The sequence below is a fragment of the Actinokineospora baliensis genome, from assembly GCF_016907695.1.
In the GTDB taxonomy this organism is placed as follows: domain Bacteria; phylum Actinomycetota; class Actinomycetes; order Mycobacteriales; family Pseudonocardiaceae; genus Actinokineospora; species Actinokineospora baliensis.
Window position 1 is genome coordinate 3,348,463 of sequence record NZ_JAFBCK010000001.1, and the last position, 24,528, is coordinate 3,372,990.

General features: G+C 70.7%; 25 protein-coding genes. 22 read left to right on the forward strand and 3 right to left on the reverse strand.

The genetic code is table 11. The features are described 5' to 3' along the window. The first annotated feature begins 359 nt into the window (after window positions 1–359). From mihF to JOD54_RS16120, 13 genes are all read left to right on the forward strand, one after another. Entirely contained in the window at window positions 360–677 is a 318-nt protein-coding gene (gene mihF, locus JOD54_RS16060; protein WP_018686179.1) for an integration host factor, actinobacterial type, read from the forward strand. Then, window positions 674–1,294: a guanylate kinase gene (gene gmk, locus JOD54_RS16065; RefSeq protein WP_204451305.1), complete on the forward strand. Its 621-nt coding sequence runs from the start codon at window positions 674–676 to the stop codon at window positions 1,292–1,294. Before mihF ends, gmk begins: the two co-directional genes overlap by 4 nt. Next, on the forward strand, window positions 1,291–1,578 hold the full coding sequence (gene rpoZ / locus JOD54_RS16070; RefSeq protein ID WP_092776269.1) for a DNA-directed RNA polymerase subunit omega: 288 nt from the start codon (window positions 1,291–1,293) through the stop codon (window positions 1,576–1,578). The genes gmk and rpoZ overlap by 4 nt, the downstream gene beginning before the upstream one ends. Then, window positions 1,575–2,822 (forward strand): bifunctional phosphopantothenoylcysteine decarboxylase/phosphopantothenate--cysteine ligase CoaBC, encoded by a 1,248-nt coding sequence (coaBC, locus tag JOD54_RS16075; RefSeq protein ID WP_204451306.1) that lies wholly within the window; start codon window positions 1,575–1,577, stop codon window positions 2,820–2,822. The genes rpoZ and coaBC overlap by 4 nt, the downstream gene beginning before the upstream one ends. 52 nt (window positions 2,823–2,874) lie before the next feature. Further along, on the forward strand, window positions 2,875–4,080 hold the full coding sequence (gene metK / locus JOD54_RS16080; RefSeq protein WP_204451307.1) for a methionine adenosyltransferase: 1,206 nt from the start codon (window positions 2,875–2,877) through the stop codon (window positions 4,078–4,080). 55 nt (window positions 4,081–4,135) lie between these two features. Beyond that, complete coding sequence (locus JOD54_RS16085; protein WP_204451308.1) at window positions 4,136–4,552, forward strand: DUF5313 family protein; 417 nt, start codon at window positions 4,136–4,138, stop codon at window positions 4,550–4,552. Window positions 4,553–4,573: 21 nt separating this feature from the next. Continuing rightward, complete coding sequence (locus JOD54_RS16090) at window positions 4,574–6,622, forward strand: primosomal protein N' (protein ID WP_204451309.1); 2,049 nt, start codon at window positions 4,574–4,576, stop codon at window positions 6,620–6,622. 63 nt (window positions 6,623–6,685) lie between these two features. Further along, window positions 6,686–7,231: a peptide deformylase gene (gene def, locus JOD54_RS16095; RefSeq protein ID WP_204451310.1), complete on the forward strand. Its 546-nt coding sequence runs from the start codon at window positions 6,686–6,688 to the stop codon at window positions 7,229–7,231. After that, window positions 7,231–8,157 (forward strand): methionyl-tRNA formyltransferase, encoded by a 927-nt coding sequence (fmt, locus tag JOD54_RS16100; RefSeq protein WP_204451311.1) that lies wholly within the window; start codon window positions 7,231–7,233, stop codon window positions 8,155–8,157. The genes def and fmt overlap by 1 nt, the downstream gene beginning before the upstream one ends. Further along, window positions 8,154–9,584 carry an RsmB/NOP family class I SAM-dependent RNA methyltransferase gene (locus JOD54_RS16105; protein ID WP_204451312.1) on the forward strand — a complete coding sequence of 477 codons (1,431 nt, stop codon included), beginning with the start codon at window positions 8,154–8,156 and terminating at the stop codon, window positions 9,582–9,584. The genes fmt and JOD54_RS16105 overlap by 4 nt, the downstream gene beginning before the upstream one ends. Next, window positions 9,581–10,081, forward strand: coding sequence for a flavoprotein (locus tag JOD54_RS16110; protein WP_204451313.1), 501 nt, complete (start codon window positions 9,581–9,583; stop codon window positions 10,079–10,081). Before JOD54_RS16105 ends, JOD54_RS16110 begins: the two co-directional genes overlap by 4 nt. Further along, window positions 10,078–11,058, forward strand: a complete 981-nt coding sequence (locus JOD54_RS16115) for an asparaginase (protein WP_239573393.1) — start codon at window positions 10,078–10,080, stop codon at window positions 11,056–11,058. Before JOD54_RS16110 ends, JOD54_RS16115 begins: the two co-directional genes overlap by 4 nt. 32 nt (window positions 11,059–11,090) lie before the next feature. Continuing rightward, window positions 11,091–11,738: an O-methyltransferase gene (locus JOD54_RS16120; RefSeq protein WP_204451314.1), complete on the forward strand. Its 648-nt coding sequence runs from the start codon at window positions 11,091–11,093 to the stop codon at window positions 11,736–11,738. 3 nt (window positions 11,739–11,741) lie between these two features. Here the strand turns inward: JOD54_RS16120 and JOD54_RS16125 are convergent, their stop codons facing one another. After that, window positions 11,742–12,482 carry an HNH endonuclease family protein gene (locus JOD54_RS16125; RefSeq protein ID WP_204451315.1) on the reverse strand — a complete coding sequence of 247 codons (741 nt, stop codon included), beginning with the start codon at window positions 12,480–12,482 and terminating at the stop codon, window positions 11,742–11,744. Then, window positions 12,479–13,837, reverse strand: a complete 1,359-nt coding sequence (locus JOD54_RS16130) for an AAA family ATPase (protein WP_204451316.1) — start codon at window positions 13,835–13,837, stop codon at window positions 12,479–12,481. The genes JOD54_RS16125 and JOD54_RS16130 overlap by 4 nt, the downstream gene beginning before the upstream one ends. Window positions 13,838–14,120: 283 nt before the next feature. On the opposite strand from JOD54_RS16130, the gene JOD54_RS16135 reads away from it, so the two are divergent. From JOD54_RS16135 to JOD54_RS16145, 3 genes are all read left to right on the forward strand, one after another. Continuing rightward, window positions 14,121–15,089 carry an amino acid ABC transporter permease gene (locus JOD54_RS16135; RefSeq protein WP_204451317.1) on the forward strand — a complete coding sequence of 323 codons (969 nt, stop codon included), beginning with the start codon at window positions 14,121–14,123 and terminating at the stop codon, window positions 15,087–15,089. Beyond that, entirely contained in the window at window positions 15,086–15,847 is a 762-nt protein-coding gene (locus JOD54_RS16140; protein WP_204451318.1) for an amino acid ABC transporter ATP-binding protein, read from the forward strand. The genes JOD54_RS16135 and JOD54_RS16140 overlap by 4 nt, the downstream gene beginning before the upstream one ends. A gap of 159 nt (window positions 15,848–16,006) precedes the next feature. Beyond that, entirely contained in the window at window positions 16,007–16,915 is a 909-nt protein-coding gene (locus JOD54_RS16145) for a transporter substrate-binding domain-containing protein (RefSeq protein WP_307860094.1), read from the forward strand. Window positions 16,916–16,958: 43 nt separating this feature from the next. Here JOD54_RS16145 and JOD54_RS16150 read toward each other — a convergent pair whose 3' ends face one another. Continuing rightward, entirely contained in the window at window positions 16,959–17,657 is a 699-nt protein-coding gene (locus JOD54_RS16150) for a GNAT family N-acetyltransferase (protein WP_307860096.1), read from the reverse strand. A gap of 142 nt (window positions 17,658–17,799) precedes the next feature. Here JOD54_RS16150 and JOD54_RS16155 point away from each other — a divergent pair, with 142 nt between their 5' ends. The 6 genes from JOD54_RS16155 to JOD54_RS16180 all read left to right on the forward strand — a co-directional run bounded on the left by JOD54_RS16155 (window position 17,800) and on the right by JOD54_RS16180 (window position 24,528). Next, window positions 17,800–18,828 carry an LLM class flavin-dependent oxidoreductase gene (locus JOD54_RS16155; RefSeq protein WP_204451321.1) on the forward strand — a complete coding sequence of 343 codons (1,029 nt, stop codon included), beginning with the start codon at window positions 17,800–17,802 and terminating at the stop codon, window positions 18,826–18,828. Next, the gene (locus tag JOD54_RS16160) at window positions 18,825–20,159 is read left to right on the forward strand and encodes an NtaA/DmoA family FMN-dependent monooxygenase (RefSeq protein ID WP_204451322.1); all 1,335 of its coding nucleotides are present in this window, start codon (window positions 18,825–18,827) and stop codon (window positions 20,157–20,159) included. The genes JOD54_RS16155 and JOD54_RS16160 overlap by 4 nt, the downstream gene beginning before the upstream one ends. 85 nt (window positions 20,160–20,244) lie before the next feature. Further along, window positions 20,245–21,264: an N-acetyl-gamma-glutamyl-phosphate reductase gene (gene argC, locus JOD54_RS16165; RefSeq protein ID WP_204451323.1), complete on the forward strand. Its 1,020-nt coding sequence runs from the start codon at window positions 20,245–20,247 to the stop codon at window positions 21,262–21,264. Continuing rightward, the gene (gene argJ, locus JOD54_RS16170) at window positions 21,261–22,445 is read left to right on the forward strand and encodes a bifunctional glutamate N-acetyltransferase/amino-acid acetyltransferase ArgJ (protein ID WP_307860097.1); all 1,185 of its coding nucleotides are present in this window, start codon (window positions 21,261–21,263) and stop codon (window positions 22,443–22,445) included. The genes argC and argJ overlap by 4 nt, the downstream gene beginning before the upstream one ends. After that, window positions 22,442–23,320 (forward strand): acetylglutamate kinase, encoded by an 879-nt coding sequence (gene argB / locus JOD54_RS16175; protein ID WP_204451324.1) that lies wholly within the window; start codon window positions 22,442–22,444, stop codon window positions 23,318–23,320. The genes argJ and argB overlap by 4 nt, the downstream gene beginning before the upstream one ends. A gap of 2 nt (window positions 23,321–23,322) precedes the next feature. Further along, window positions 23,323–24,528, forward strand: coding sequence for an acetylornithine transaminase (locus JOD54_RS16180; protein ID WP_204451325.1), 1,206 nt, complete (start codon window positions 23,323–23,325; stop codon window positions 24,526–24,528).

Below are 24,528 nucleotides of genomic sequence, written 5' to 3' on the forward strand. Positions count from 1 at the left end.
CTCGCGAACCCCTCCGGACGCCCGAAACGGGCCGTCCGGGGGGTTTTCGCGCGCCCGCGAGGTGTTCACGCAGGTAGACGGCTATGGGCTGACCGGGTGTGTTCGGGGGGTTCCCGGGAGTGGCGGAGGCGACACTTTCGCGAACCACCGGTGTCGCCATCGCACTGCGTGACCGCGTCTGTGACGGTGGACACGACGGTGTTCGCCCAGGTCAGCCCGGTTCAGATCACGCGTTGTTGATCAACTTCGGCCCGGCTGTCACGGACCGCACATGCTGGACCCGCGTTGTCCCCGCAGGCCAGGGGTCGGTAACGTCGCGGCACCGATCCGGAAGAAATCCCACCCCCACGGAGGAAATCGTGGCCCTTCCCCAGCTGACCGAGGAGCAGCGGGCCGCAGCGCTGGAGAAGGCGGCTGCCGCCCGTCGCGCCCGAGCCGAGCTCAAGGAGCGCCTGAAGCGAGGCGGAACCACCCTCAAGGACGTGCTGGCCCAGTCTGACAACGACGAGGTCCTGGGCAAGATGAAGGTCACCGCGCTGCTCGAGGCCCTCCCGGGCGTCGGCAAGGTGCGTGCCCAGCAGATCATCGAGCGCCTGGAGATCGCGCCGAGCAGGCGCCTGCGCGGCCTCGGTGACCGCCAGCGCAAGGCGTTGCTGGCCGAGTTCAGCGGCGAGTGACCAAGCAGTCGCTAGGCAGTGAGCCGGGACCGGGCACCGCGCCCCGGGCTCGGCTCACTGTCGTATCCGGCCCGTCCGGGGTCGGCAAGTCGAGCGTGGTCGCCGAGCTGCGCAGGCTGCACCCGGACGTCTACTTCAGCGTGTCGGCCACCACCCGGGCCCCCCGGCCCGGCGAGGTGCCCGGCGCGCACTACCACTTCGTCGACCGCGCGGAGTTCGCGCGGATGGTGGGCTCGGGCGAGCTGCTCGAGCACGCCGAGTACGCGGGCAACTGCTACGGCACCCCGCGCGGCCCGGTCGAGGCCGCGCTGGCCGAGGGCAGGCCCGCGGTGCTGGAGATCGAGCTCCAGGGGGCCCGCCAGGTGCGCGTGGCCATGCCCGAGGCCTTGCTAGTGATGCTGGTGCCGCCGTCGTGGGACGCGCTGGTGTCGCGGCTGACCGGCCGGGGCACCGAGGACCCCGAGGTCGTGGCGCGCCGGTTGGCGGTGGCCAAGGACGAGTTGGCCGCCGAGTCCGAGTTCGACGTGGTCCTGGTGAACGCCGATGTGCCGACCGCCGCCGGGGAGTTGCTAACCTTGGTGCTTCCGGACCCCTCGAACCAGGAGTGCACCGAGTGATCACCCCTACCGAGCTTGGCGCTCTCGGCGAGCCGACGACGCAGCTCGAAGGCATCACCAACCCGCCGATCGACGACCTGCTCGACAAGGTCAGCTCCAAGTACGCGCTGGTCATCTACGCCGCCAAGCGCGCACGGCAGATCAACGACTACTACGCCCAGCTCGGCGAGGGCCTGCTGGAGTACGTCGGTCCGCTGGTGGAGCCCGGTCCCCGGGAGAAGCCGCTGTCCATCGCCCTGCGCGAGATCCACTCCGGTCTGCTTGAGCACACCGAGGGCGAGTGACGCACCGCCCCAGGGTCGTCCTCGGCGTCGGTGGCGGGATCGCCGCCTACAAGGCCTGTGAGGTCCTGCGCAGGCTGACCGAGTCCGGTCACGACGTGCGGGTGGTGCCCACCGAGGCCGCGTTGCGGTTCGTGGGTACCGCCACCTTCGAGGCGCTCTCGGGCAACAAGGTGCACACCGGCGTGTTCTCCGACGTGCCGGAGGTGCCGCACGTCCGGTTGGGCCAAGAGGCCGACCTGGTCGTCGTGGTGCCCGCGACCGCGGACCTGCTCGCCAGGGCCGCGCACGGGCTCGCCGACGACCTGCTCACCAACACGCTGCTCACCGCTCGGTGCCCGGTGCTGATGGTCCCGGCGATGCACACCGAGATGTGGGAGCACCCGGCCACCCAGGCCAACGTGGCCACTCTGCGCTCGCGGGGCACCGTGGTGACCGAGCCCGCCAGCGGCAGGCTCACCGGCGCCGACACGGGCAAGGGGCGGCTGGCGGACCCGGCCGAGATCGTCGACCTCGCCCGGCTGCTCCTGCACCGGGCCGACGCGCTGCCGCGCGACCTGGAAGGTCTGCGGGTCGTCGTCTCCGCGGGCGGCACCCGCGAACCGCTCGACCCGGTCCGCTACCTGGGCAACCGGTCGTCGGGCAAGCAGGGGTACGCCCTGGCCCGCACCGCCGCCCAGCGGGGCGCCCAGGTGACCCTGGTGTCGGCGCACACGCTGCCGCTGCCGGAGCCCGCCGGGGTGGACACCGTCCGGGTCGGCACCGCCGCGCAGTTGCGCGACGCCGTGCACGCCGCCGCCGGTACCGCCGACGTGGTGGTGATGGCCGCCGCGGTGGCCGATTTCCGGCCGGTCGCCACGGCCGAATTCAAGATCAAGAAGACCGGGCGGGACCCGGATCCGGTGGCGCTGACCCGCACCGCGGACGTGCTCGCGGAGCTGGTCGAGGCCCGTTCCGCGGGGCAACTCCCAAAATGGCAGGTTATTGTCGGCTTCGCGGCGGAAACCGGCGACTCCGGGTCCGACGTCCTCGACCACGCCCGCGCCAAGCTCAAGCGCAAGGGCTGTGACCTGCTCGTGGTCAACGCCGTCGGCGAAGGGCGGGCGTTCGAGACCGAGGACAACTCGGGGTGGTTGCTTTCGGCCACCGGCGCCGAACGCCCGATCGCACTGGGCTCGAAGGCGCAACTCGCGAGTGAAGTCTGGGACGCCGTTGTGGAATTGGTCCAGTCTTCAAGCAGCCCCTGATTCTGCTTCAGTACAGTTGCCCCGACACAGGGCGGACGATGTGGGGTAACTCGTGAGCGAGAACGGCAGCCGTAGGCTCTTTACTTCCGAGTCGGTCACCGAAGGCCACCCGGACAAGATCTGCGACGCGATCAGCGACTCGGTGTTGGACGCGCTCCTGGCCAAGGACCCGCGGTCGCGGGTCGCGGTGGAGACGCTGGTGACCACGGGCCAGGTGCACGTGGCCGGTGAGGTGACCACCGAGGCGTACGCGGACATCCCGTCGATCGTGCGGGACGTGATCCTGCGGATCGGGTACGACTCGTCGGCCAAGGGGTTCGACGGGAACTCCTGTGGTGTGAACGTGGCGATCGGGGCGCAGTCGCCCGACATCGCGCAGGGTGTGGACACCGCGCACGAGACGCGGGTGGAGCAGGCTTCGGACGAGATCGACCGCCAGGGTGCTGGCGACCAGGGGTTGATGTTCGGGTACGCGACGACCGACACCCCCGAGTTGATGCCGTTGCCGATCGCGTTGGCGCACCGGCTGTCCAAGCGGCTGACGAAGGTCCGCAAGGACGGTGTGCTGCCGTACCTGCGCCCGGACGGCAAGACCCAGGTGACGATCGAGTACGACGGCGACCGGGCGATCCGGTTGGACACCGTGGTGGTCTCCTCCCAGCACGCCGAGGGCGTCGACCTGGAGAAGCTGCTCGGGGTGGACGTGCGCGAGCAGGTGGTGCTGCCCGAGATCGGCGAGTTGGACATCGACACCTCCGACGTGCGGTTGCTGGTCAACCCGACGGGTCGGTTCGTGATCGGTGGGCCGATGGGTGACGCCGGGTTGACGGGTCGGAAGATCATCGTGGACACCTACGGCGGGATGGCCCGGCACGGTGGTGGCGCGTTCTCGGGCAAGGACCCGTCGAAGGTCGACCGTTCCGCCGCGTACGCGATGCGCTGGGTGGCCAAGAACGCCGTCGCCGCGGGTCTGGCGGACCGGATCGAGGTGCAGGTGGCATACGCCATCGGCAAGGCCGCTCCCGTGGGCCTGTTCGTGGAGACCTTCGGCACCGAGAAGGTGGACCCGGCGAAGATCCAGACCGCCGTGCGCGAGGTGTTCGACCTGCGCCCGGCCGCGATCATCCGCGACCTGGACCTGCTGCGCCCGATCTACGCCCAGACGGCCGCCTACGGGCACTTCGGTCGCCCGGAGCTGGACCTGCCGTGGGAGCGCACCGACCGCGTCGACGACCTGCGGACCGCCGCGGGCGCCTAAGAGCACGTGTGTCACCTCTCCTCCGCGGGTAGCCGTGGGGGAGAGGTGATGCTTTATGAGGGCACCTACGATCCACGGCGTGCACTTCCAGCGACCCGGCCCGCTGCGGTGGCTTTGGTACGCCGTCGGCGGCACACTCCCCGACCGCTACCGGCCTTGGGTGCTGTGGGACCTCACCGCCCGCACTTGGGTCTGGCGCCACTTCGCGCGCGTAGTGATGTTGTTCCTGCCGCTGTGGCTGCTGTTGCTGGTGCCTGGGCCGCTCTCATTGCGGTTCTCCATGGTGGCCGCCGGGTACGTCACCGGCCTGTACTTCTCGCTGTCGTTCATGGAGGACGCGTGCGAGAGGCGCCTCATCAAGCACGGCTACCCGCTGGGTCTCAACCGCCGCATACGCGAAGAGGCCGAGACGGGGGACCGTTCCGAGATCGTGGCCCTCTATGCCGCCTACCACCAGGACCGTTCGGACTAGGCGTCTGGTAGACCAGCCCCTATGCCCGAACCCGACCCCGACGCCCTGTTCGACGTCGCGGTGTCGAAGCCCGCACCCGCCCCGGCCAAGGGCAAGCAGGTGGCGGCCACCGTTCTCCCGGTCGCGAAGGTGTGGGTGGACGCCCCCCTCGCGCACCTGGACCGCACCTTCGACTACCTCGTGCCCGACAAACTCGACGCCGACGTGGTGCCGGGGTGCCGGGTCAGGGTCCGGTTCAACCGGCAGCTGACGGACGGGTTCGTCGCCGAGCGGGTCGCTGAGTCCGATTTCGACGCGAACCGGTTGCTGTTCCTCGACAAGGTCGTCTCACCGGAGCCGGTTCTCTGCCCTGAGGTCGCGGGGCTCTGCCGGGCCGTGGCGGACCGCTACGGCGGCACGATGATCGACGTCCTGCGGTTGGCGGTCCCGCCGCGTCATGCGCGGGTGGAAGCCGAAGAGGCACGCGAGCCCGCCGCAGCGCCCGCAACGCCGGACCTAGAGGGGTGGGCGCGCTACCCGCGAGGGGCCGCGTTCCTAGAGGCGTTGAAAACCGGACGTCAGGCGCACGCGGTGTGGCAGGCGCTTCCGGGCGAGGACTGGCCTAAGCGGTTGGCCGAGGTGGCCGCTGCTGCGGCGTCGTCGGGACGTGGGGCCGTGATCGTGGTGCCTGATCACCGCGACGTGACCCGGGTGAACGCAGCCTGCGTCGCGTTGGCGGGCGAGGACGCGGTAGTCGCGTTGTCGGCGGACCTAGGGCCTGCGAAGCGGTACCGCGGTTGGCTGACTGTCCGCCGCGGAGTCGCGCGGATCGTCGTTGGCACCCGCGCGACCGCCTACGCGCCCGTCGCGGACCCCGGTGTGTTGATCGTGTGGGACGACGGGGACGACCAGCACTCCGACCCGAGATCGCCCTATCCGCACGTGCGGGATGTGTTGATCCAGCGGGCGACCCGCACCGGAGCGGCCATGGTCGTCGCGGGTTTCGCCCGCACCGCCGAGGCTCAACTCCTGGTCGACACGGGTTGGGCGCCGGAGATCGTCGCCACTCGCACCGAGGTTCGCGCCGCCGCGCCCCGGGTGACCGCGATCGGCGAACACGACTCGCAGTTGGCCCGCGACCCGGCCGCCAGGACCGCCCGCGTGCCCTCTGTCGCCTTCGACGCGGCCCGTGCCGCGCTGACGGCTGGGCACCCGGTTCTGGTACAGGTGCCTCGGCGGGGTTACGTGCCCGCGTTGACGTGTCAGGACTGCCGGGCTCCGGCGCGGTGCCGCCGTTGCGCGGGGCCGTTGGGCATTCCGCCTGCGGGCAGCGAGGCCCGTCCGCCCGCGTGCCGGTGGTGTGCGGCTACGGAGGCCAACTTCCGTTGCCAGAACTGCGGTTCTCGCCGCCTACGTGCTGCCGTCATCGGTGCTAAGAGGACAGCGGAAGAGCTAGGCCGCGCTTTCACCGGCTTCCCCGTACGGACTTCAGGAGCGCAAGAGGTCCTGGCGACGGTCGATGCCAAGCCCGCACTCGTAGTGGCCACTCCTGGAGCAGAGCCTGTCGCCGAGGCCGGGTACGGCGCCGCACTCCTACTGGACGGCTGGGCGCTTCTAGGTCGTGCGGACCTCCGCGCGACAGAAGAAGCCCTACGCCGGTGGATGACCGCCGCTGCTCTAGTCCGCCCAGCCGACCAAGGCGGCCGCGTCGTGGTCCTCGCCGACTCGTCGATCCAGCCGGTCCAGGCCCTGGTCCGCTGGGATCCCGCTTGGCACGCGAGCATCGAACTCGCCTCGCGTACCGAGCTGGGTTTCCCCCCCGCTGTCCGCATGGCCTCCGCTGATGGCAGCCCAAGCGCTATCGCCCGGCTCCTGGAAGACCTCCCGCTCCCGCCCACCGGTGAGATCCTCGGCCCGGTCCCTCTAGGCGACCCCGACGCCCCAGACGCCCGCGAGCGGGTTCTCATCCGGGTCGCTCGCCCCCATGGCCGGGAGCTGGCAGCGGTGCTGGCGAAGGCCCAAGCCGTGCGGACAGCGCGTAAGGACCCCGACCCGCTGCGGGTCCAGCTCGACCCCCTCGACCTGATCTGACGGGTGGTCGGGCGGGTCCGACCGGGCGAATAGACTGGCCGGACCTGTACCGAGGGGAGACGTGTGACCGTCCAGCAGATCCGGCTCTTTGGCGACCCCGTGCTGCGCACTCCGGCCGCCGAGGTCGTCGACTTCGACCGGGAGTTGCGCAACCTCGTGCGCGACCTGTGGGACACCATGCGCGACGAGGGCGGGGCCGGGCTGGCCGCGCCGCAGCTCGGTGTCGGCCTGCGCGTGTTCACCTACGCGTGCGACGGGGAAGAGGGGCACCTGGTCAACCCGGTGTGGACCTCTGTGGACGAAGAGGTCCAGGAGGGCCCCGAGGGCTGCCTGTCCATCCCCGGCTTCTCCTGGGACTGCCGCAGGCACCGCAACGTGGTCGCGCGCGGGTTCAACGAGCACGGGGAGCCCATCGAGGTCCAGGGCAGCGACCTGCTTGCCCGCTGCATCCAGCACGAGACCGACCACCTCGACGGCGTGCTGTTCCTCGACCGCCTCGACGACGACACGCGCAAGGCGGCGATGAAGGAGATTCGGCAGGCCACCTGGTTCGACGGTGCCGTGCCGAACCTCAAGCAGAGCCCGCACCCGCTGTTCGGGGCCCGCTGATGCGCTTGGTGTTCGCGGGCACGCCCGAGGTGGCGCTGCCCTCGCTGCGGGCGCTCATCGCGTCCCGGCACGAGGTGGCCGCCGTCGTCACCCGCCCTGACGCGCCCGCCGGACGGGGTCGCCACACCTCCCGTTCCCCCGTCGGCGCGCTGGCCGACGAGCACGGCATCGAGGTGCTCACCCCGCACAAGGCGTCCGACCCGGCCTTCCTCGAGCGGCTGCGCGAGATCGGCCCTGACCTGTGCCCGGTCGTCGCCTACGGCGCGCTGCTGCGGCAGGCCGCGCTCGACATCCCGCCACACGGTTGGGTGAACCTGCACTTCTCCGTGCTGCCCGCCTGGCGCGGCGCCGCCCCGGTGCAGGCCGCGATCCGGCACGGCGACGAGATCACCGGCGCCAGCACGTTCCGCATCGTCCGCGAGCTCGACGCGGGCCCGGTCTTCGGCGTGCTCACCGAGCCGATCCGCCCCGACGACACCGCGGGTGTGCTGCTCGACCGGCTCGCCGAGGCGGGCGCCGGACTCCTCACGTCCACTGTGGACGGCATCGAGGCCGGAGCGGTCACCGCCGTCGAGCAGTCCGCCGACGGTGTCAGCCACGCCGCGAAGATCTCCGTGGACGACGCGCGGGTCGACTTCGCCCTCCCTGGGCTGGCCGTCGACCGCCTGGTGCGGGCCGTCACCCCCGACCCGGGGGCGTGGACGGGGTTCCGGGGCGAACGCCTCAAGCTCGGCCCGGTCACCCGAGCCGAGTCCGACACGGCGTTGGCACCCGGCGAGGTGCTGGTGGAGCGCAAACGCGTTCTCGTGGGCACCGCCACCTGGCCGGTGCGCCTCGGCGAGGTCCAAGCACAGGGGAAGAAGCGCATGCAGGCCACCGATTGGGCCCGCGGTAGCCGTATCGAGTCGGGGGAGCGAGTCGGATGACCCAGCCAGGAAAGCGGTCGCACCGCCCGTCGCGCCCGAACCGCGCGCACCCGCCGCGCAGGCCCGCCACGCCGGAGCGCCCGCCGGTCGACGACCCGGCCCGCCGCGCCGCGCTCGACGTGCTGCAGGCAGTGCGCCACGACGACGCCTACGCCAACCTCGTGCTGCCCAAGCTGCTGCGCGAGCGCCGCATCTCCGGTCGCGACGCGGCACTGGCCACTGAACTCGCCTATGGCACCTGCCGTGCCTGGGGTCTGCTCGACGAGGTCCTCGCCGAGTGCGTGGACCGGCCGCTGGGCAAGGTCGAGCCGGTGTTGCTCGACGCGCTGCGGCTGGGCGCCTACCAACTGCTGCGCACCCGAATCCCCGCGCACGCCGCCGTCGCGTCCACCGTGGACCTGGTGCGCCGCGACCTCGGCCCCCGGGTCACCGGGTTCGCCAACGCCGTGCTGCGCAAGGTCACCGAGCGCGACGAGGCTGGCTGGCTGGAGGTCATCGCCCCCTCGCGGGAAGAGGACCCGATCGGGCACCTCGCCGCGCACACCAGCCACCCCCGCTGGATCGCCCGCGCCTTCGCCGACGCACTCGGCGACACCGGCGACGAGCTGGCCGACGCCCTGCGCGCCGACGACGAGCGCCCGGCCGTGCACCTGGCCGCCCGCCCGGGTGAGGTCACCGCGGAGGAACTGGCCGCGATGACCGGCGGCGACCCCGCGCCGTACTCGCCCTACGGGGTCCGCCTGGAGCCCGGCTCGGGAGACCCGGGCGACCTGGACGCGATCCGCGAACGCCTCGCTGGCGTGCAGGACGAAGGCAGCCAGCTGTGCGCGGTCGCCCTGACCAGGGTCCCCGTCGAGGGGGCTGACAGCCGCTGGCTGGACCTGTGCGCCGGTCCCGGTGGCAAGGCGGCGATGCTGGGCGCGCTGACCGCGATCAACGGCGGCACCCTCGACGCCGTCGAGATCGCCCCGCACCGGGCCAGGCTGGTCGAGCAGATCACCACCGGGCTGCCGGTCACCGTGCACGTCGCCGACGGCAGGGAACCCGGGTTGGCGGGCACCTTCGACCGGGTCCTGGTCGACGCCCCGTGCACCGGCCTCGGCGCGCTCCGACGCAGGCCGGAGGCCCGCTGGCGCCGCCACCCCGAGGACGTCGGCGACCTCACCAAGACCCAGCGGGAGCTGCTGACCAGCGCGCTCACCCTGGTGCGCCCCGGCGGGGTCGTGGCCTACGTGGTGTGCTCGCCGCACCTGTCGGAGACCGAGGGCGTGGTGTCGTCGGTGGCCAGGGCGACCGGCGCGACCGTGCTCGACGCGCGACCCAGCTTCCCCGAGGGGATGCCCGGTCTCGGCGACGGCCCGTTCGTGCAGTTGTGGCCGCACCGGCACGGCACCGACGCCATGTTCTGCGCCCTGCTCCGGCGATGATCCTCGGGGTGGTGGCCGCCGCGGGTGGTGGCCTCGACCAGCGGTTGCGGGTCGAAGTGGCGGAGCCCGCCGCCGCGCGCGGCTGGCGGTTGGCGATCACGTTCACCCCGACCGCGGGCCAGTGGATGGACGCGGCGGGGGAGACGACGCGGTTGCGGGCGCTGACCGACCTGCCGGTGCGCAGCCTGCCGAGGCTGCCGAGCGAACCGAAGCCGTACCCGGTGCCCGACGCGTTCCTGTTCGTCCCGGCCACGGCCAACTCGCTGGCCAAGCTGGCCCTGGGGATCGCCGACAACCAGGCGCTGACCGCGCTCGGCGAGGCCGTCGGCACGCCGGGGCTGCCGGTGGTGATCCGCCCGCAGGCCAACGCCGCGCAGCGGGCGCACCCGATGTTCACCGCGCACCTGGAGACTCTGCGGTCGGCGGGGTGCGTCGTGTCCGACGCCGACCCCGCCGAACCGTGGCAGCCGCTACTCGACCTGCTGGAGGGACCATGACCCGCGTCGCCGTGATCGGGATGGGCGGGACCATCGCCATGGCACCCAGTGCCGCGGGCGGGGTCGTGCCCGCGCTCGACGCCGCCGACCTGATCGCCGCCGTGCCCGGTCTCGCCGAGCTCGGCCTGGAGATCACCGCGCGCGGGCTGCGGTCGCTGCCCAGCCCGTCGTTGGGGTTCGCCGACCTGGTGGCGCTCTCGGCGGCCGTGCGGGCCGAGATCGACGCGGGCGCGGCGGGGGTGGTGGTCACCCACGGCACCGACACCATCGAGGAAACCGCCCTGTTCCTGGACCTGACGGTCGATTCGGACGTCCCGGTCGTGGTCACCGGCGCCATGCGGCACCCCACCTCGGCGGGCGCCGACGGGCCCGCGAACCTGTTCGCCGCGATCCGGGTGGCGGTGTCGGCCGCAGCGCGCGGCCTGGGCACCCTGGTCGTGATGTCCGACGAGGTGCACGGCGCCCGGTTCGTCCGAAAAGGACACACGAGCAGCACGGCCGCGTTCGTCTCGCCCGGCTTCGGCCCGCTCGGCCTGGTCGTGGAGGGCGAGCCCCGCCTTCGCGGCACCCCGAGGGTCCCGCTGCACCTGCCCGCCGCCGACGCGGTCTCCCGGTTGCGCGTCGGCCTGGTGACCGTGGCCCTGGGCGACGACGGCGAACTGCTGCGCCTGGGCGGGCCCGCCTTCGACGGCATCGTGCTCGCCGGGTTGGGCGCCGGGCACGTGCCCGCCGAGATGGTGCCGGTGGTCGCCGACCTCGCTGCCCGGATCCCGGTGGTGCTGGCCTCGCGCACCGGTTCGGGACCTGTGCTGCGGCACACCTACGGCTACCCGGGTTCGGAACGGGACCTCTTGGACCGAGGACTTCTGCACGCGGGCTTCCTTGACCCGGCCAAGGCCCGCGTCCTGTTGCTCTTGCTGCTAGCGGATGGCGCGGACCGGGCTCGGATCGAGAGTGCCTTCGACCACTACCGGTGACCTGACGACCGCGTTCGGCTTAGATGGCGCTCATGGACATAGTCTCCCCGGCGCTGAGCGACTACCTGCTCGCCCACTCCTCCCAGCCGGACGACCTGCTGCGCGAACTGGCCGCCGAGACAGCCGCGGAGTTCCCCGACTCCGCCCAGATGCAGATCAGCCATGACGAGGGCGAACTCCTCACCATGCTGGTCCGCTTGGTCGGCGCCAAGAACGCCGTGGAGGTGGGGGTCTTCACCGGGTACTCGTCGCTGTGCATCGCCAGGGGCCTGCCCGCTGACGGCACGCTGGTGGCCTGCGACGTCAGCGAGGAGTGGACCAAGATCGCGCGCAAGTACTGGGACCGCGCGGGGGTCGCGAACCGGATCGACCTGCGGATCGCCCCGGCGCTGGAGACCCTGCGCGACCTGCCCGAGGCGCCGACGATCGACTTCGCGTTCGTCGACGCGGACAAGACCGGATACCTGTCCTACTACACCGAATTGGTGCCGCGGTTGCGCCCTGGCGGGTTGCTCGTGCTGGACAACGTGCTGCAGGGCGGCCGCGTGGTCGACCCGGCGGCGACCGACCGGAACACGGTGGCCATCCGGGAGATCAACGCGCACGTCGCGGCCGACCCGCGGGTCGAGGTCGCGATGCTGCCGGTGCGGGACGGGGTCACGCTCGCGCGCAAGCGGTAGCGCTCACGGGGAGGTGAGCTGGGCCCGCAGTCCCGGCCGGAGCAGGACCGCGAGCAGATCGGGCTGATCCGAGAAGATCGCCTCCGCGCCGGGGCGCGTGCTGTAGCGGACCATCGCCTGCACCACGTCCGCGAACGGCTGCTCGCGCACCGTCCGGACCACCTGCCGCATCGTCGCCTCGTCGTCCTCCAGGTGCGCGGTTTCCCAGCGCTCAAAGAGGAACCCCAGCGTCAACCGAGCCTCTTGCCGCCCCCGCGTCAAGATGTCCCGGTTGAGCCCGCACACCTGCGCGGTCACTTCACCTCTTTCCGTAAGAGGCCGATACCGCCCCAGGGTCAGCGACAGCGCCAAGTGCTCGAAGGGGTCGTCGACGGTGGGGTCCAACAGCAGGGCGCGGCCACGGGAGTCGCGGGGGAACAGGTCGCGCTTGTGGTGGCTGTTGCACACAGAGCACGCCAGCAGGTGGTTGGTCCACGCGAAGGTCAGCAGCGGAGTCAGTGCCACCGGCGAGAAGTGGTCGATGTCGGTGCCTTGGTTGTCGCCGCAGTACATGCAGCGTTCCCGGCCTGGCGCGAACTCGCGTAATCGGCCACCGATCGCGGCGCGCAGTGTCGCGCGGGAACGCCAAGAGGTGCGTGCCTTGGCGGGCAATTCCTTGCGCGGGGTCGCCCGCAGCACGTCGGTCGCGCGCTGCAGCGACTCCGCCAGCTCATCGGCGAGCGGCGGCCGGACCAGGCGGATCATCGGTGGTCGTCACCGGCGATGAGGCGGGCGGCCACCTCGGTGACCCGCGCGGACGGCGAGCTGGTGAGGGTCTGCTTGAGCTGGTGGTAGCTGGCCCGCTCCTGCTCGTCGGCCACGCCGTCGAGGACCTTGAGCTCCAACTCGACCAGCAGGTGCCGCAGCTCGATGGCGCGGTTGGAGTACGCGGTGTCGAGGCCGAACAGGTCCGAGAGCACCGCGTCGTCGCCGGTGCCGTAGACGATGCGCTCCCACAGGTCCGGGTCCACCGTCTGCGGGCTGGTGTCCTGGTCGGGGCCGGGCAGGCGGATCAGGCCAGCCGGGTCGGCCGACTGGCAGATGTAGGGGCTGTGCGTCGTCACGAGGAACTGGACCTGCGGGAAGTGCTGCTTGAGCCACTCGCCGATGCGCTTCTGCCACGACACGTGCAGGTGCGCGTCGATCTCGTCGATGATCACCACGCCCGGCACGCCGACCACCGTGCCCCCGGCGTCGAGGTGTAGGTCCCCGTAGCTCTCGTAGAGCTGCTTGAGCAGGTCTACGACCAGGGCGACCACCGTGCGATAGCCGTCGCTCATCTCCCGCAGCGGGAAGCGGTGGCCGCCGTCGGAGACCCACAGGCCCTCGGAGTCGACCTCGTCGATGCTGTAGTCGTCGGGCAGCAGGCCATCGCCGAGGATGCGCAGCGCGGACTCCTTGAGGTACTTCGCGCCCTCCCGCCGCTCCAGCGCCCGCAGGTGCTGCTCGATCAGCCAGGCCACGCCCTCGGCCAGCGAGGCGTCCTCGTGGAACAGGCTCGCCATCCGCGCCACGCTGCCCGCGCCCAGCATCAGCCGCTGCACGTCGCCCGTGCCGCCGATCAGCCGCCGGAACGGGCCGTACGCGGCGCAGAACCAGCCCGAGGGGTTGTCGTGCCACGGGCCGTTGCGCGGCGCGGTCTTGGCCCGGCCGTCCTCGCTGTGCTCCTCCAGCGACGGTTGGACCGGCCGCCGCGCCCAGGCGGTGTCCTCGGCGTCGGCCGCCGTCCAGCGCAGGCCCGCCCAGAACGGCCGCTCCGGGGGCCGCCCCTTCTTGAACCGCTCGAAGTTGAGGTCGAAGGTGAGCTGCACGGCGGCCGTCGCGTCCGACTTGCCCACCGAGATCCAGTTGTCGAAGTCGGCGACCAGCGTCCGCGCCGCCGCCGGTCCGCCGACCGCCAGGGCGATCCCGCGCAGCAGCGACGTCTTGCCCGACCCGTTGCGGCCCGCCAGGACGGTCCACCCCGCGTAGGTGTTGTCCGGCCTGCGCAGGTCCAGGTCGACGATGCGCCCGTCGTGGAATCCCCGGACGTTGACCAGCCGGACCCGCGAGACGTACATACCCCGATTCTACCGCCTCGCACCGACAAACACCCCCGGTGACCTGGCCGTTCCCCGCGCGGGGACGGCCCATCGGTGGGAACCTCCCGCTGACCGCTCCGGGAATCGCCATCCAGGAGAAGTCCATAATGGACCACGGGGGTATTTCCGCCCGGTTTCCGAATGCGCGCCGCACCTTGTCCACAGGGCGATCTCGGCTCTCACATGGTGAACAGCGGCCCTCCCACGTGGCGCGGAGATCTAGCATCGCCGCGTCAACCACGCGCCAATCCGTGGAGTTCCCGTGACCGCCTCCCCGCCGAAACCGCCGCCGGAAGCCGAATTAGCGAAACCCCTGCAAGAAACGACCGACGAGCTGGTCGCGAAACTCGCCTCCCGCGAAGTCGTGCCGTTGCGCCACCCGTGGCGGTGGGCGGCGGCCGCTGTCGCGCTGGTGCTGCTCGCGCAGGCGGCGCACGCCCTGGTCACCAACGACGCCTTCCAGTGGGACGTGTTCTTCTACTGGTTCTTCCGCCCGGTCGTCCTCGAGGGTCTGCTGCTCACCTTGCAGCTCACCGGTTTGGCGGCGGTGTTCGGGCTGCTCGGCGGTATCGCGCTCGCGTTGATGCGCCTGTCGCGCAACCCGGTTCTGCAGTCGGTCGCCTGGGGCTACATCTGGTTGTTCCGATCGATCCCGCTGATCGTGCTGTTGCTGTTCCTGGCCAACGTCACCGCGCTGTACCACACGCTCAGCCTCGGAATCCCGTTCGGTCCGTCGTTTGTGGAGTTCAGCGCCAACGACCTGCTCAGCTTCTACTTCGTCGCCGTTCTGGGGCTGAGCCTCAATGAAGCCGCCTACGCCGCCGAGGTCGTGCGGTCCGGCATCATCTCCGTAGACCAGAGCCAATTGGAGGCCGCCGCCGCTCTCGGTCTGCCGAAGTCGCGGCAATACCGGCGGATCATCCTCCCGCAAGCCACCAGAGCGATCATCCCCGCTTACGCCAACCAGCTCATCGGCCTGCTCAAGGGGACGTCGGTCGTCTACATCACCTCGCTGCTGGAGCTGTTCGGTGTGGTGCAGAGCCAAGCCAGCGTGAACAGCGGGCAGATCATCCCGCTGCTGATGGTCGGCACGATCTGGTACATCGTCCTGACCAGCGTTCTGTCGATCATCCAGTACTACCTGGAGCGCTACTTCTCCCGCGGCGCGCTGCGAGTCCTGCCCCTCACTCCGTTCCAGAAGTTCCTACGCGCGACGGGAGTGGCGCGATGACTGCGGCGGTCACGGTAAGAGGCGCGGTCAAGACCTACGGGCCGCACCGCGTGCTAGACGAGGTCGACTTCACTGCGCGGGCAGGCGAAGTCACCGCCATCATCGGGCCGTCTGGCTCAGGCAAGTCCACCTTGCTGCGGGCCGTCAACCACCTGGAGCCGTTGGACAGCGGTTTCGTCACCGTCCACGACGAGCTCATCGGCGTACGGATCCACCGGGGCAGGCTCCGCGAACTCAGCGAGCGAGCCATCTTGCGCCAGCGGTCCCGTATCGGCTTCGTGTTCCAGAGCCTCAACCTGTTCCCCCACCTGTCCGTGGTGGAGAACGTCATAGAGGCTCCTGTTGTCACCCAAGGTGTGCCGAGGCGGGAAGCCATAGCGCGCGCCAAGGAGCTGCTCGCCAAGGTCGGCCTATCGGACAAGTTCGACGCGTACCCGCGCCAACTCTCCGGCGGCCAGCAACAACGGGTCGCCATCGCCCGCGCGCTCGCGTTGGAACCCAAGCTCATCCTGTTCGACGAGCCCACCTCGGCGCTCGACCCCGAGCTCGTCGGCGAGGTGCTCACGGTCATCCGCGATCTGGCCGCCGCGGGCACGACGATGGTCGTGGTGACGCACGAGATCGGGTTCGCGCGCGAAGTCGCCGACCACGTCGTGTTCCTCGACGCCGGTCGCGTAGTCGAAGAGGGGCCGCCCAGCGCGGTGTTGTCCGCCCCGCGCGAGAGCCGGACTCGGGAGTTCCTCGGCAAGCTCGTCTGACCCGTTGTGCCGAACGGGTTTCCCATCATTGTGAACCAAAGGAAGAAGAGGACAGCCATGCCCAGATCCGCCCGGTCAGCCTTAACCGCCACTGCTGCCGCTGTGGCACTCGCGAGCCTCAGCGCTTGCGGGTCGTCGGAGGCCCCACCAGCCGCAGCAGTGGACGCCAGCGGGAACACCGTGGTCACCGTCGCCGCCAACACCGACTTCACCACCCCCGTCCAGCTGACCGTGCCGAAGGTCGAGGCGATCCGGGCGAAGGTGCCCAAGGCGATCCTCGACCGGGGCACCCTCGTCATCGGGGTCGGCGGTCTGCCCAACAGCACCCCGCCGCTGGACCTGATCGGGTCGGACCAGAAGACCCTCACCGGCAGTGAGCCGGACCTGGGCCGCCTCGTCGCCGCCGTGCTCGGGCTGACCCCGGACGTGCAGAACGCCTCTTGGCAGAACCTGTTCGTGCGGCTGAAGTCCGGCCAGTTCGACGCGGGGTTCTCCAACATCACGGTCACCGAGGAGCGCAAGACCCAAGGGCTGGACTTCGCCTCTTACCGCAAGGACAACCTCGGGTTCGAGGTGAACAAGAACAGCACCTGGAACTTCGACGGTACCTACCAGAGCCTCGCGGGTAAGACGGTCGCGGTGAACACCGGCACCAACCAGGAGAAGATCCTGCTGGAGTGGCGCAACAAGCTCCAAGCCGAGGGCAAGACGCTGGAGATCCGGAACTTCGCCGACATCACCAGCACCTACCTGGCGCTGTCCTCTGGTCGCATCGACGCGTACTTCTACCCGAGCCCCACCGTCGCTTATCACGCGGCCAAGACCGCCTCAACGCCCAACCCCACCCGTAGCGCGGGCTCTTACTCCGGTGCGGGCGCAACGCTGCAGGGCCTGATCGCCGCTACCACCAAGAAGGACAGCGGCCTGGTCGAGCCTCTTGCAGAGGCGCTCAACTACCTCATCGAGAACGGCCAGTACGCCAAGCTCCTCGCCGCCTACGGCCTCTCCGACGAGGCTCTTCCGCGCGCAGAGGTCAACCCGCCGGGTCTCCCCATCAACAACACCTGACATGAGAAGGCCCTGGCTCCTATAGGAGCCAGGGCCTTTGCTCTTAAGCCGGTTGGGTTGCTGGCACCTGTACGCCGGTGAAGCGCACATGCCTCCGGAGCCGGAACCCGAGTGCTTCATAGAGGCGGATGGCGTTGGTGTTGGCCGCACCGGTGTGGAGGAACGGCACGTCGCCTCGCGCACGAATCCCCGCCGCGACAGTGAGGACCAAGCGGGTCGCCAGACCCTGCCCCCGGTACGCGGGGTCGGTGCACACGGCGCTGATCTCGGTCCAGCCCGGCGGGTGCATCCGCTCGCCCGCCATCGCGACCAACGCGCCTTCGCGCCGGAAACCGAAGTAGTCGCCCAACAGGATCGTCCTGGGCAGGAACGGCCCCGGCTGGGTCCGCTCGACGAGCTCGATCATCTCCGGGACGTCGGCGTGGGTCAGCCGGATGGCCTCCACGTCCACCTCCGGCTCCAGGTGGTCGTCGACCAGTTGCACACCCGCGAGGTCGAAGGTCGTGTCCCAGGCCTCCTCCGGGCGCGGCAGCCCAGGGGAGACGACGACCTGCGCGCCCGGCCCGGCGGCGGCGGCGATGTCCGACCAGATCTGGGGGCCCGGCTCGTCGGCCGCCCCCAGGAAGGGCGCCACGTCCTCCGGGTACCTGGCCGCGTCACCGTGGCGCACGGCCAGGTGCGCGTGCGCGCCGGTCAGCGACGCCCACACCACGTTGTCCAGGACAGACTCGTCAGCGCTCACACCTGCTCCTCGATCGGCCGGGGAATCCAAACACAGCAGGCGTCCTGACCGCCGCGGATATTCCACCACCGGGGCGGCTTCCCACATGCTGGGTGCGCCTCCCGGCGCTCTCTAGCCTCGAAATCGAGGACTGGGAGGGAACATGGCGTTGTTCTTGGCGGTCGAACTCGACGGTGCGGGCGCGCACCCGGCCGCGTGGCGGGCCAGTGGGGCGGACCCTGCCGCGGTGATCCAACCCGGCCCGCTCCGCCAGATCATCGCGGCAGCCGAAGAGGGCGGTTTCACCCTCGCCACCTTCGCCGACTCACCTGTGCCGCCGAGCATCGGGGTCGACGTCGCGGGCAGGCTGGAAGCCGTCGGCCGCGCCGCGTTCGCGAGCACTACGACCACGCGGATCGGCCTAGCGCCGTCGGTGCCGACCGCGACAACCGAGCCGTTCCACGTTGCGGCGCAGATCGCGAGCCTCGACCACGCCACCCACGGTCGTGCCGCCTGGGTCGTCGAGGGCTCCGACTCCGCCGAGCTCGCGACGGTCGGCACCGATGGACCGCCGGGTGAAGCCGCCGAGGTGGTCGCGGCCGTGCGCGCGCTGTGGGACTCCTGGGAAGACGACGCGGTCATCAAGGACGTCGCCACGGGCCGCTACCTCGACCCGGACAAGGTCCACCACGTCGACTTCGCCGGGTCCTCCTTCAGCGTGAAGGGCCCGTTGATCACGCCGCGGCCGCCGCAGGGCCAACCGGTCGTGCTCGCCGCCGACACCCTGGGCGTGGCGGCCGACATCGCGCTGGTCGGCGGGCAGGATCGGCTGCGGGAACGGGCGGCAGCGGCACGGGACACCGGGGCCGGGCTGGTGTTCGCCGAGGTCGAGGTGGTCCTCGACGCGCACCGACCCGCCGCGTCGCGGCTGGCCGACCTGAACCGGGCGACCCCGTGGACCACGCGCCGCACCCGCTACACCGGGTCCGCCGAGGGGCTGGTGGCGCTGCTGTCGGACCTCGCGGACACCTTCGACGGCGTGCGGCTGCACCCCGCTGTGCTCGCCGTCGACCTGCCGCTGCTGGTCGAGCACGTGGTCCCCGCCCTGGACCGGCCCGCCCCCGGCGACACGCTGCGGGCGAGCCTCGGGCTGGTCAAGCCCACCAACCGCTTCGAGGGGAGCACCCGATGACCGGGCCACGCCTGCACCTCGGCGTCTTCTACACCGGCGTTGGCCAGCAGTACGCCTGGTCGGACCCGGGCAACGCCGACCACACGTCCATCGACACCGTGGTCCAGATCGCCCGCACGCTCGAGCGCGGCCTGTTCGACGCCTTCTTCCTCGGCGAGGGGCTGCGGGTGCGGGAGAACCGCGGCCGCGTCCTGGCCACCGACGTGGCCGGTCGACCCGACGCGATCACCCAGCTCGCCGCGCTCGCGGGCGCCACCACCCACATCGGCCTGGTCGCGACCCAGAACGCGACCTACAACTTCCCCGCCGACCTGGCGCGCCGACTGGCCACCCTCGACCTGCTCTCCGACGGCAGGGCGGGCTGGAACGTCGTCACCACCGACAACGCCTGGACCGGCGAGAACTTCCGCCGCGGCGGCTGGCTCGCCCACGACCGCCGCTACGACCGCGCCGCCCAGTTCGTCGAGGCCGCCAAGGCGATCTGGTCCTCCTGGGCCGATGACGCCATCGACGGCACCGACTCCTGGGCCCGACCCGGATCCATCCGAGCGGTCGAACGGCACACGGATCTCGTCGAGTTGGCTGTGGTGCCGACCTTGCCGCGCAGCCGCCAGGGTCGCCCGGTGCTCTTCCAGTCAGGTGATTCACCTGGCGGTCGCGACCTCGCCGCCCAGCACGCCGATGTCGTGTTCTCCGCCAACACCGAGTACGACAAGGCGGTCGCGTACGCCGAAGACCTACGCCGCCGCCTTGCCTCTTACGGCCGCTCCCCGGATTCCCTGCGCATCCTCCCCGGCGCTGGCGTGGTTCTAGGCGCCACCGACGCCGAAGCGACCGAACGAGCGGAGTGGCTTCGCCGGGAGCAGCTCAACCCACAACGCGCTATTGGCTTCCTGGAGCAGTACTGGGGCAAAGACCTGTCCGCCTACGACCCCGACGGCCCACTACCCGACATCGATCCTGAAGAGGGCGAACTCGATCCTTCGCGCGGCACGATCTCCATAGCCAACCGCACCGGCAAGCTCGACCGCATCCGCGAGTGGCGCCAACTCGCCGAGGACAAGAACCTGTCCATCCGCGAGCTCGTCCTGGCCATCCACCCCCGCGAGCGTGTCTTCGTGGGGACCCCAACCCGCGTCGCCGACGAATGGGCCCACTACGTCCGCACTCGCGCGGTCGACGGCTTCAACCTCACCCCGCACCGCCTCCCGGGCACCATCGACGACGTCGTCACCCACCTGGTCCCCGAACTCCAGGAACGCGGGATCTACCGGACCCACTACGAGGGCACGACGCTGCGCGAGCACCTGGACCTCCCGCCGGTCGCCTGACGCCGCGTGGCCCCCGATGTGGCGGCGTTCACGATCGGGGGATAGTGGATTGAGTGGTTTTGCATGAACGTGCATACTCATCCACATGACGGTGCGGACAGCGGTGGCCGGGGCGAGCGGCTACGCCGGGGGCGAGGTGCTCCGGCTCCTGCTCGGCCACCCCGAGGTCGAGATCGGCGCGCTGACCGCGGGCGGCAACGCGGGCACGCGACTCGGGCAGCTGCAACCGCACCTGCTGCCGCTGGCCGACCGGGTCCTGGTGGAGACCACCGCCGAGACCCTGGCCGGGCACGACGTCGTGTTCCTCGCGCTCCCGCACGGTCACTCGGGTGAGATCGCCGCGCAACTCGGGCCGGACACCCTGGTCATCGACTGCGGCGCCGACCACCGGCTCACCAACGCCAACGACTGGGAGCGGTGGTACGGGTCCCCGTACGCCGGGCACTGGCCCTATGGCCTGCCCGAGCTCCCCAACGGGCGCGACCAGCTCAAGGGCACCAAGCGCGTCGCAGTGCCGGGGTGTTACCCAACGGTCAGCTCACTGGCTCTTGCGCCGGCTGTCGAGCACGGGCTCATCACCGACGATGTCGTAGTGGTCGCGGTGTCGGGAACTTCCGGCGCGGGTAAGAGCCTGAAGACGCACCTCTTGGGGTCCGAGGTCATGGGCTCCCTCAGTGCCTACGGTGTTGGTGGTCTGCACAGGCACACGCCCGAGATCATCCAGAACCTCAGCGCCATCGCAGGCCGCAGGGTCAACGTCTCGTTCACGCCAGTCCTCGCGCCTCTCCCGCGCGGCATTCTCGCCACCTGCACGGCCCCGCTGACAGGCACCGGCAACGTACGAGAGGTCTACGAGCGCGCCTACGCCAATGAGCCGTTCGTCCACCTCTTGCCGCAAGACCAGTGGCCGACCACCGCGGCTGTTCTCGGCTCTAACGCCGTGCACCTCCAGGTCACCGTTGACGAAGACCTGCAGAGGTTGGTCGTGGTGGCCGCCGTCGACAACCTGACCAAGGGCACCGCTGGTGCCGCTGTGCAGTCCATGAACATCGCACTCGGCCTCCCGGAGACGGCGGGCCTGTCTTCAGTGGGGGTCGCGCCGTGAGCGGGAACATCAACCGGGACCACGGGGTGGCCGCGGCCGCCGGGTTCCGGGCGGCCGGGGTCGTCGCGGGCATCAAGTCCAACGGCAAGCCCGACCTGACCCTCGTGGTCAACGACGGTCCCTCGACCGCGGCCGCCGGGGTGTTCACCCGCAACAAGGTCAAGGCCGCGCCCGTGCTGTGGTCGAGCCAGGTCCTCACCTCCGGCTCCCTTAAGGCGGTCGTCCTCAACTCCGGTGGCGCCAACGCCTGCACCGGCCCCGAGGGCTTCCAGGACACCCACGCCACCGCCGAGAAGGTCGCCGATGTGCTCGGCGTCGGTGCGATCGACGTGGCGGTGTGCTCAACCGGTCTCATCGGTGAGCGCCTCCCCATGGACGCGGTCCGCTCCGGGATCGACCTCGCCACGAAGGAACTCGCGCCCGGCGCGGACGCGAGTCTCGCCGCGGCGACGGGGGTGATGACCACCGACACCGTCCCCAAGCAGACCGCTCTCACCCACCCCGACGGCTGGACCGTGGGCGGCTTCGCCAAGGGCTCGGGCATGTGCGCGCCCAACATGGCCACCATGCTCAGCGTCATCACCAGCGACGCGTCGGTCGACGCGAGCGCGGTGGACGCCGCCCTGCGCACTGCCGTCGAGTCGACCTTCAACCGCCTGGACGTCGACGGCGGCACCTCGACCAACGACACCGTGCTGCTCCTGGTCTCCGGGGCCTCCGGCGTCGAGGTAACCCCCGCAGCCTTCGCCGAGGCTCTTACCGCAGTTTGCGCGGATTTGGTCGCCCAGCTTCAGGCGGATGCCGAGGGCGTCACCAAGCACGTCACCATCACCGTCCGAGGCGCTGCGACCGACGCCGAGGCAGTCGCCGCCGCCCGCACGGTCGCGGTCGACAACCTGTGCAAGACCGCGTTCTTCGCGGGTGACCCGAACTGGGGCCGTATCGCTATGGCCGTGGGCAACGCGCCTACGCAGTTCGACCCTTCCAAGCTCGACATCACCCTCAACGGCGTCGAGGTGTGCCGCGCAGGTGGCCGCGGTCAAGACCGCTCTGAGGCTGACCTCTCCGGCCGCGACATTCTCGTGGAAATCAACCTGCACGCGGGTGACGGCACAGGAACCATCCTCACCACCGACCTCTCGCACGCCTACGTCGAAGAGAACAGCGCTTACTCGTCATGACCACCCCAGCCGAAAAAGCACGCGTCCTCATTGAGGCCCTGCCATGGCTGAGGCGCCTACACGGCGCACTGGTCGTAGTGAAGTACGGCGGCAACGCCATGGTGGACGACGAACTCAAGCGCGCCTTCGCCGAGGACATGGTCTTCCTCCGCCTGGCGGGCCTACGCCCGGTCGTCGTGCACGGTGGCGGCCCGCAGATCGGTGCCATGCTCAATACGATGGGCATCGCCAGCGAGTTCCGCGCGGGACTGCGGGTCACCACCCCGGAAGCGATGGACGTCGTCCGGATGGTTCTCACCGGGCAGGTCAGCCGTGAACTGGTGAGCCTGCTCAACCAGCACGGCCCCTACGCCGTAGGCATCTCCGGCGAGGACGCCCACCTCTTCACCGCGGAACGGCGCACCGCGGTCATCAACGGCGAAGAAGTGGACCTCGGCCTCGTAGGCGACGTCGTCGAAGTCAACCCTGCCGCCGTCCTCGACATCGTCGACGCGGGCAGGATCCCGGTGGTGTCCACTGTGGCCGCCGACCGCGATGGCGTGACCCACAACGTGAACGCCGACACCGCGGCCGCCGCCCTGGCGATCGCACTGCGCGCGGAGAAGCTCGTAGTGCTCACCGACGTCGAGGGCCTCTACGCGAACTGGCCCGACCGCTCGTCCCTGCTGCACGAGATCCGCGCGAGCGAATTGGCCACTCTGCTGCCGGGGCTCGAAAGCGGCATGGTCCCCAAGATGGAGGCCTGCCTGCGCGCGGTCACCGGCGGCGTCCCGCGCGCGCACGTCATCGACGGCAGGCTCGCGCATTCGGTTCTGCTCGAAGTGTTCACCAGCGGCGGCGTCGGCACCATGGTGCTGCCGGACGAGGGGGAGTAGCGATGATCGAGTCCAACCTGGACGGGCAGGCGCGGTGGAAGTCCGCGCTGATGGACAACTACGGCACACCCGCGCTCACCATCGTGCGCGGTGAGGGCGCCTACGTGTGGGACGCCGAGGGCACCCGCTACCTGGACCTGCTCGGCGGCATCGCGACCAACGCGCTCGGCCACGCCCACCCCGCCGTCGTCGCCGCGGTCACCGCGCAGATCAGCACGATCGCCCACACGTCGAACCTCTACGTGAACCCGGTCGCGGTCGAGCTCGCCGAGGCGCTGCTCGACATCGCGGGCCTCACCGGTGGCGCCAAGGTCGTGTTCAGCAACTCCGGCGCCGAGGCCAACGAAGCCGCCTTCAAGCTGGCCCGGCTCACCGGCCGCCCCAAGGTCATCGCCACCCACGGCGCCTTCCACGGCCGCACCATGGGATCCCTGACCCTCACCGGCCAGCCCCCCAAGCGCGACCCGTTCAAGCCGCTGATCCCCGGTGTCGAGCACATCGCCTTCGGCGACGTCGAAGCACTGCGTGCCGCCGTCGACAGCGACACCGCTGCGGTGATCCTCGAACCCGTCCTCGGCGAGGGCGGCGTCGTCCCGGCCCCCGACGGCTACCTGCAGGCCGCCCGCGAGATCACCAGCGCCGCCGGGACGCTGCTGATCCTCGACGAGGTGCAGACCGGCATCGGACGCCTCGGCAGCTGGTTCGCCTTCCAGCAGGCGGGCATCACACCGGATGTCTTCACCCTGGCCAAGGGGCTCGGGGGAGGGCTGCCGCTCGGTGCGTGCGTGGCCGTTGGCGCCGCCGCCGACCTCTTCGCCGCAGGACACCACGGCACCACCTTCGGCGGCAACGCCGTCTGCGCCGCAGCGGGTCTCGCGGTACTACGCACCATCGCCGCCGACGGCCTCCTCGAGCACGTCTCCGCCCTAGGCAAAGACATCACCGCGGGCATAGAGCAGCTCGACCACCCTCTTATCGCTGGCGTTCGCGGTAGCGGCCTACTGCTCGGGGTCGCGCTAAAGGCGCCGATCTCCGGCGCGGTCGCCAACGCCGCCGCGGCCAAGGGCTACCTGGTCAACAACGTCCAGGCCGACGCGATCCGCCTCGCCCCGCCGCTGATCCTCACCGACGAGCAGGCCGACGAGTTCATCGCCGACCTCCCCGCGATCCTCGACACCGCGGCCGCCAACACCCCGGCGGAGGCCTGA

Excerpts from the sequence above, each read along its gene's own strand:
- JOD54_RS16085 (WP_204451308.1), top strand. The coding sequence starts at position 4,136 with ATGAGGGCACCTACGATCCACGGCGTGCACTTCCAGCGACCCGGCCCG.
- JOD54_RS16090 (WP_204451309.1), top strand. The coding sequence starts at position 4,574 with ATGCCCGAACCCGACCCCGACGCCCTGTTCGACGTCGCGGTGTCGAAG.
- fmt (WP_204451311.1), top strand. The coding sequence starts at position 7,231 with ATGCGCTTGGTGTTCGCGGGCACGCCCGAGGTGGCGCTGCCCTCGCTG.
- JOD54_RS16105 (WP_204451312.1), top strand. The coding sequence starts at position 8,154 with ATGACCCAGCCAGGAAAGCGGTCGCACCGCCCGTCGCGCCCGAACCGC.
- JOD54_RS16110 (WP_204451313.1), top strand. The coding sequence starts at position 9,581 with ATGATCCTCGGGGTGGTGGCCGCCGCGGGTGGTGGCCTCGACCAGCGG.
- JOD54_RS16115 (WP_239573393.1), top strand. The coding sequence starts at position 10,078 with ATGACCCGCGTCGCCGTGATCGGGATGGGCGGGACCATCGCCATGGCA.
- JOD54_RS16120 (WP_204451314.1), top strand. The coding sequence starts at position 11,091 with ATGGACATAGTCTCCCCGGCGCTGAGCGACTACCTGCTCGCCCACTCC.
- JOD54_RS16125 (WP_204451315.1), bottom strand. The coding sequence starts at position 12,482 with ATGATCCGCCTGGTCCGGCCGCCGCTCGCCGATGAGCTGGCGGAGTCG.
- JOD54_RS16130 (WP_204451316.1), bottom strand. The coding sequence starts at position 13,837 with ATGTACGTCTCGCGGGTCCGGCTGGTCAACGTCCGGGGATTCCACGAC.
- JOD54_RS16140 (WP_204451318.1), top strand. The coding sequence starts at position 15,086 with ATGACTGCGGCGGTCACGGTAAGAGGCGCGGTCAAGACCTACGGGCCG.
- JOD54_RS16155 (WP_204451321.1), top strand. The coding sequence starts at position 17,800 with ATGGCGTTGTTCTTGGCGGTCGAACTCGACGGTGCGGGCGCGCACCCG.
- JOD54_RS16160 (WP_204451322.1), top strand. The coding sequence starts at position 18,825 with ATGACCGGGCCACGCCTGCACCTCGGCGTCTTCTACACCGGCGTTGGC.
- argC (WP_204451323.1), top strand. The coding sequence starts at position 20,245 with ATGACGGTGCGGACAGCGGTGGCCGGGGCGAGCGGCTACGCCGGGGGC.
- argB (WP_204451324.1), top strand. The coding sequence starts at position 22,442 with ATGACCACCCCAGCCGAAAAAGCACGCGTCCTCATTGAGGCCCTGCCA.
- JOD54_RS16180 (WP_204451325.1), top strand. The coding sequence starts at position 23,323 with ATGATCGAGTCCAACCTGGACGGGCAGGCGCGGTGGAAGTCCGCGCTG.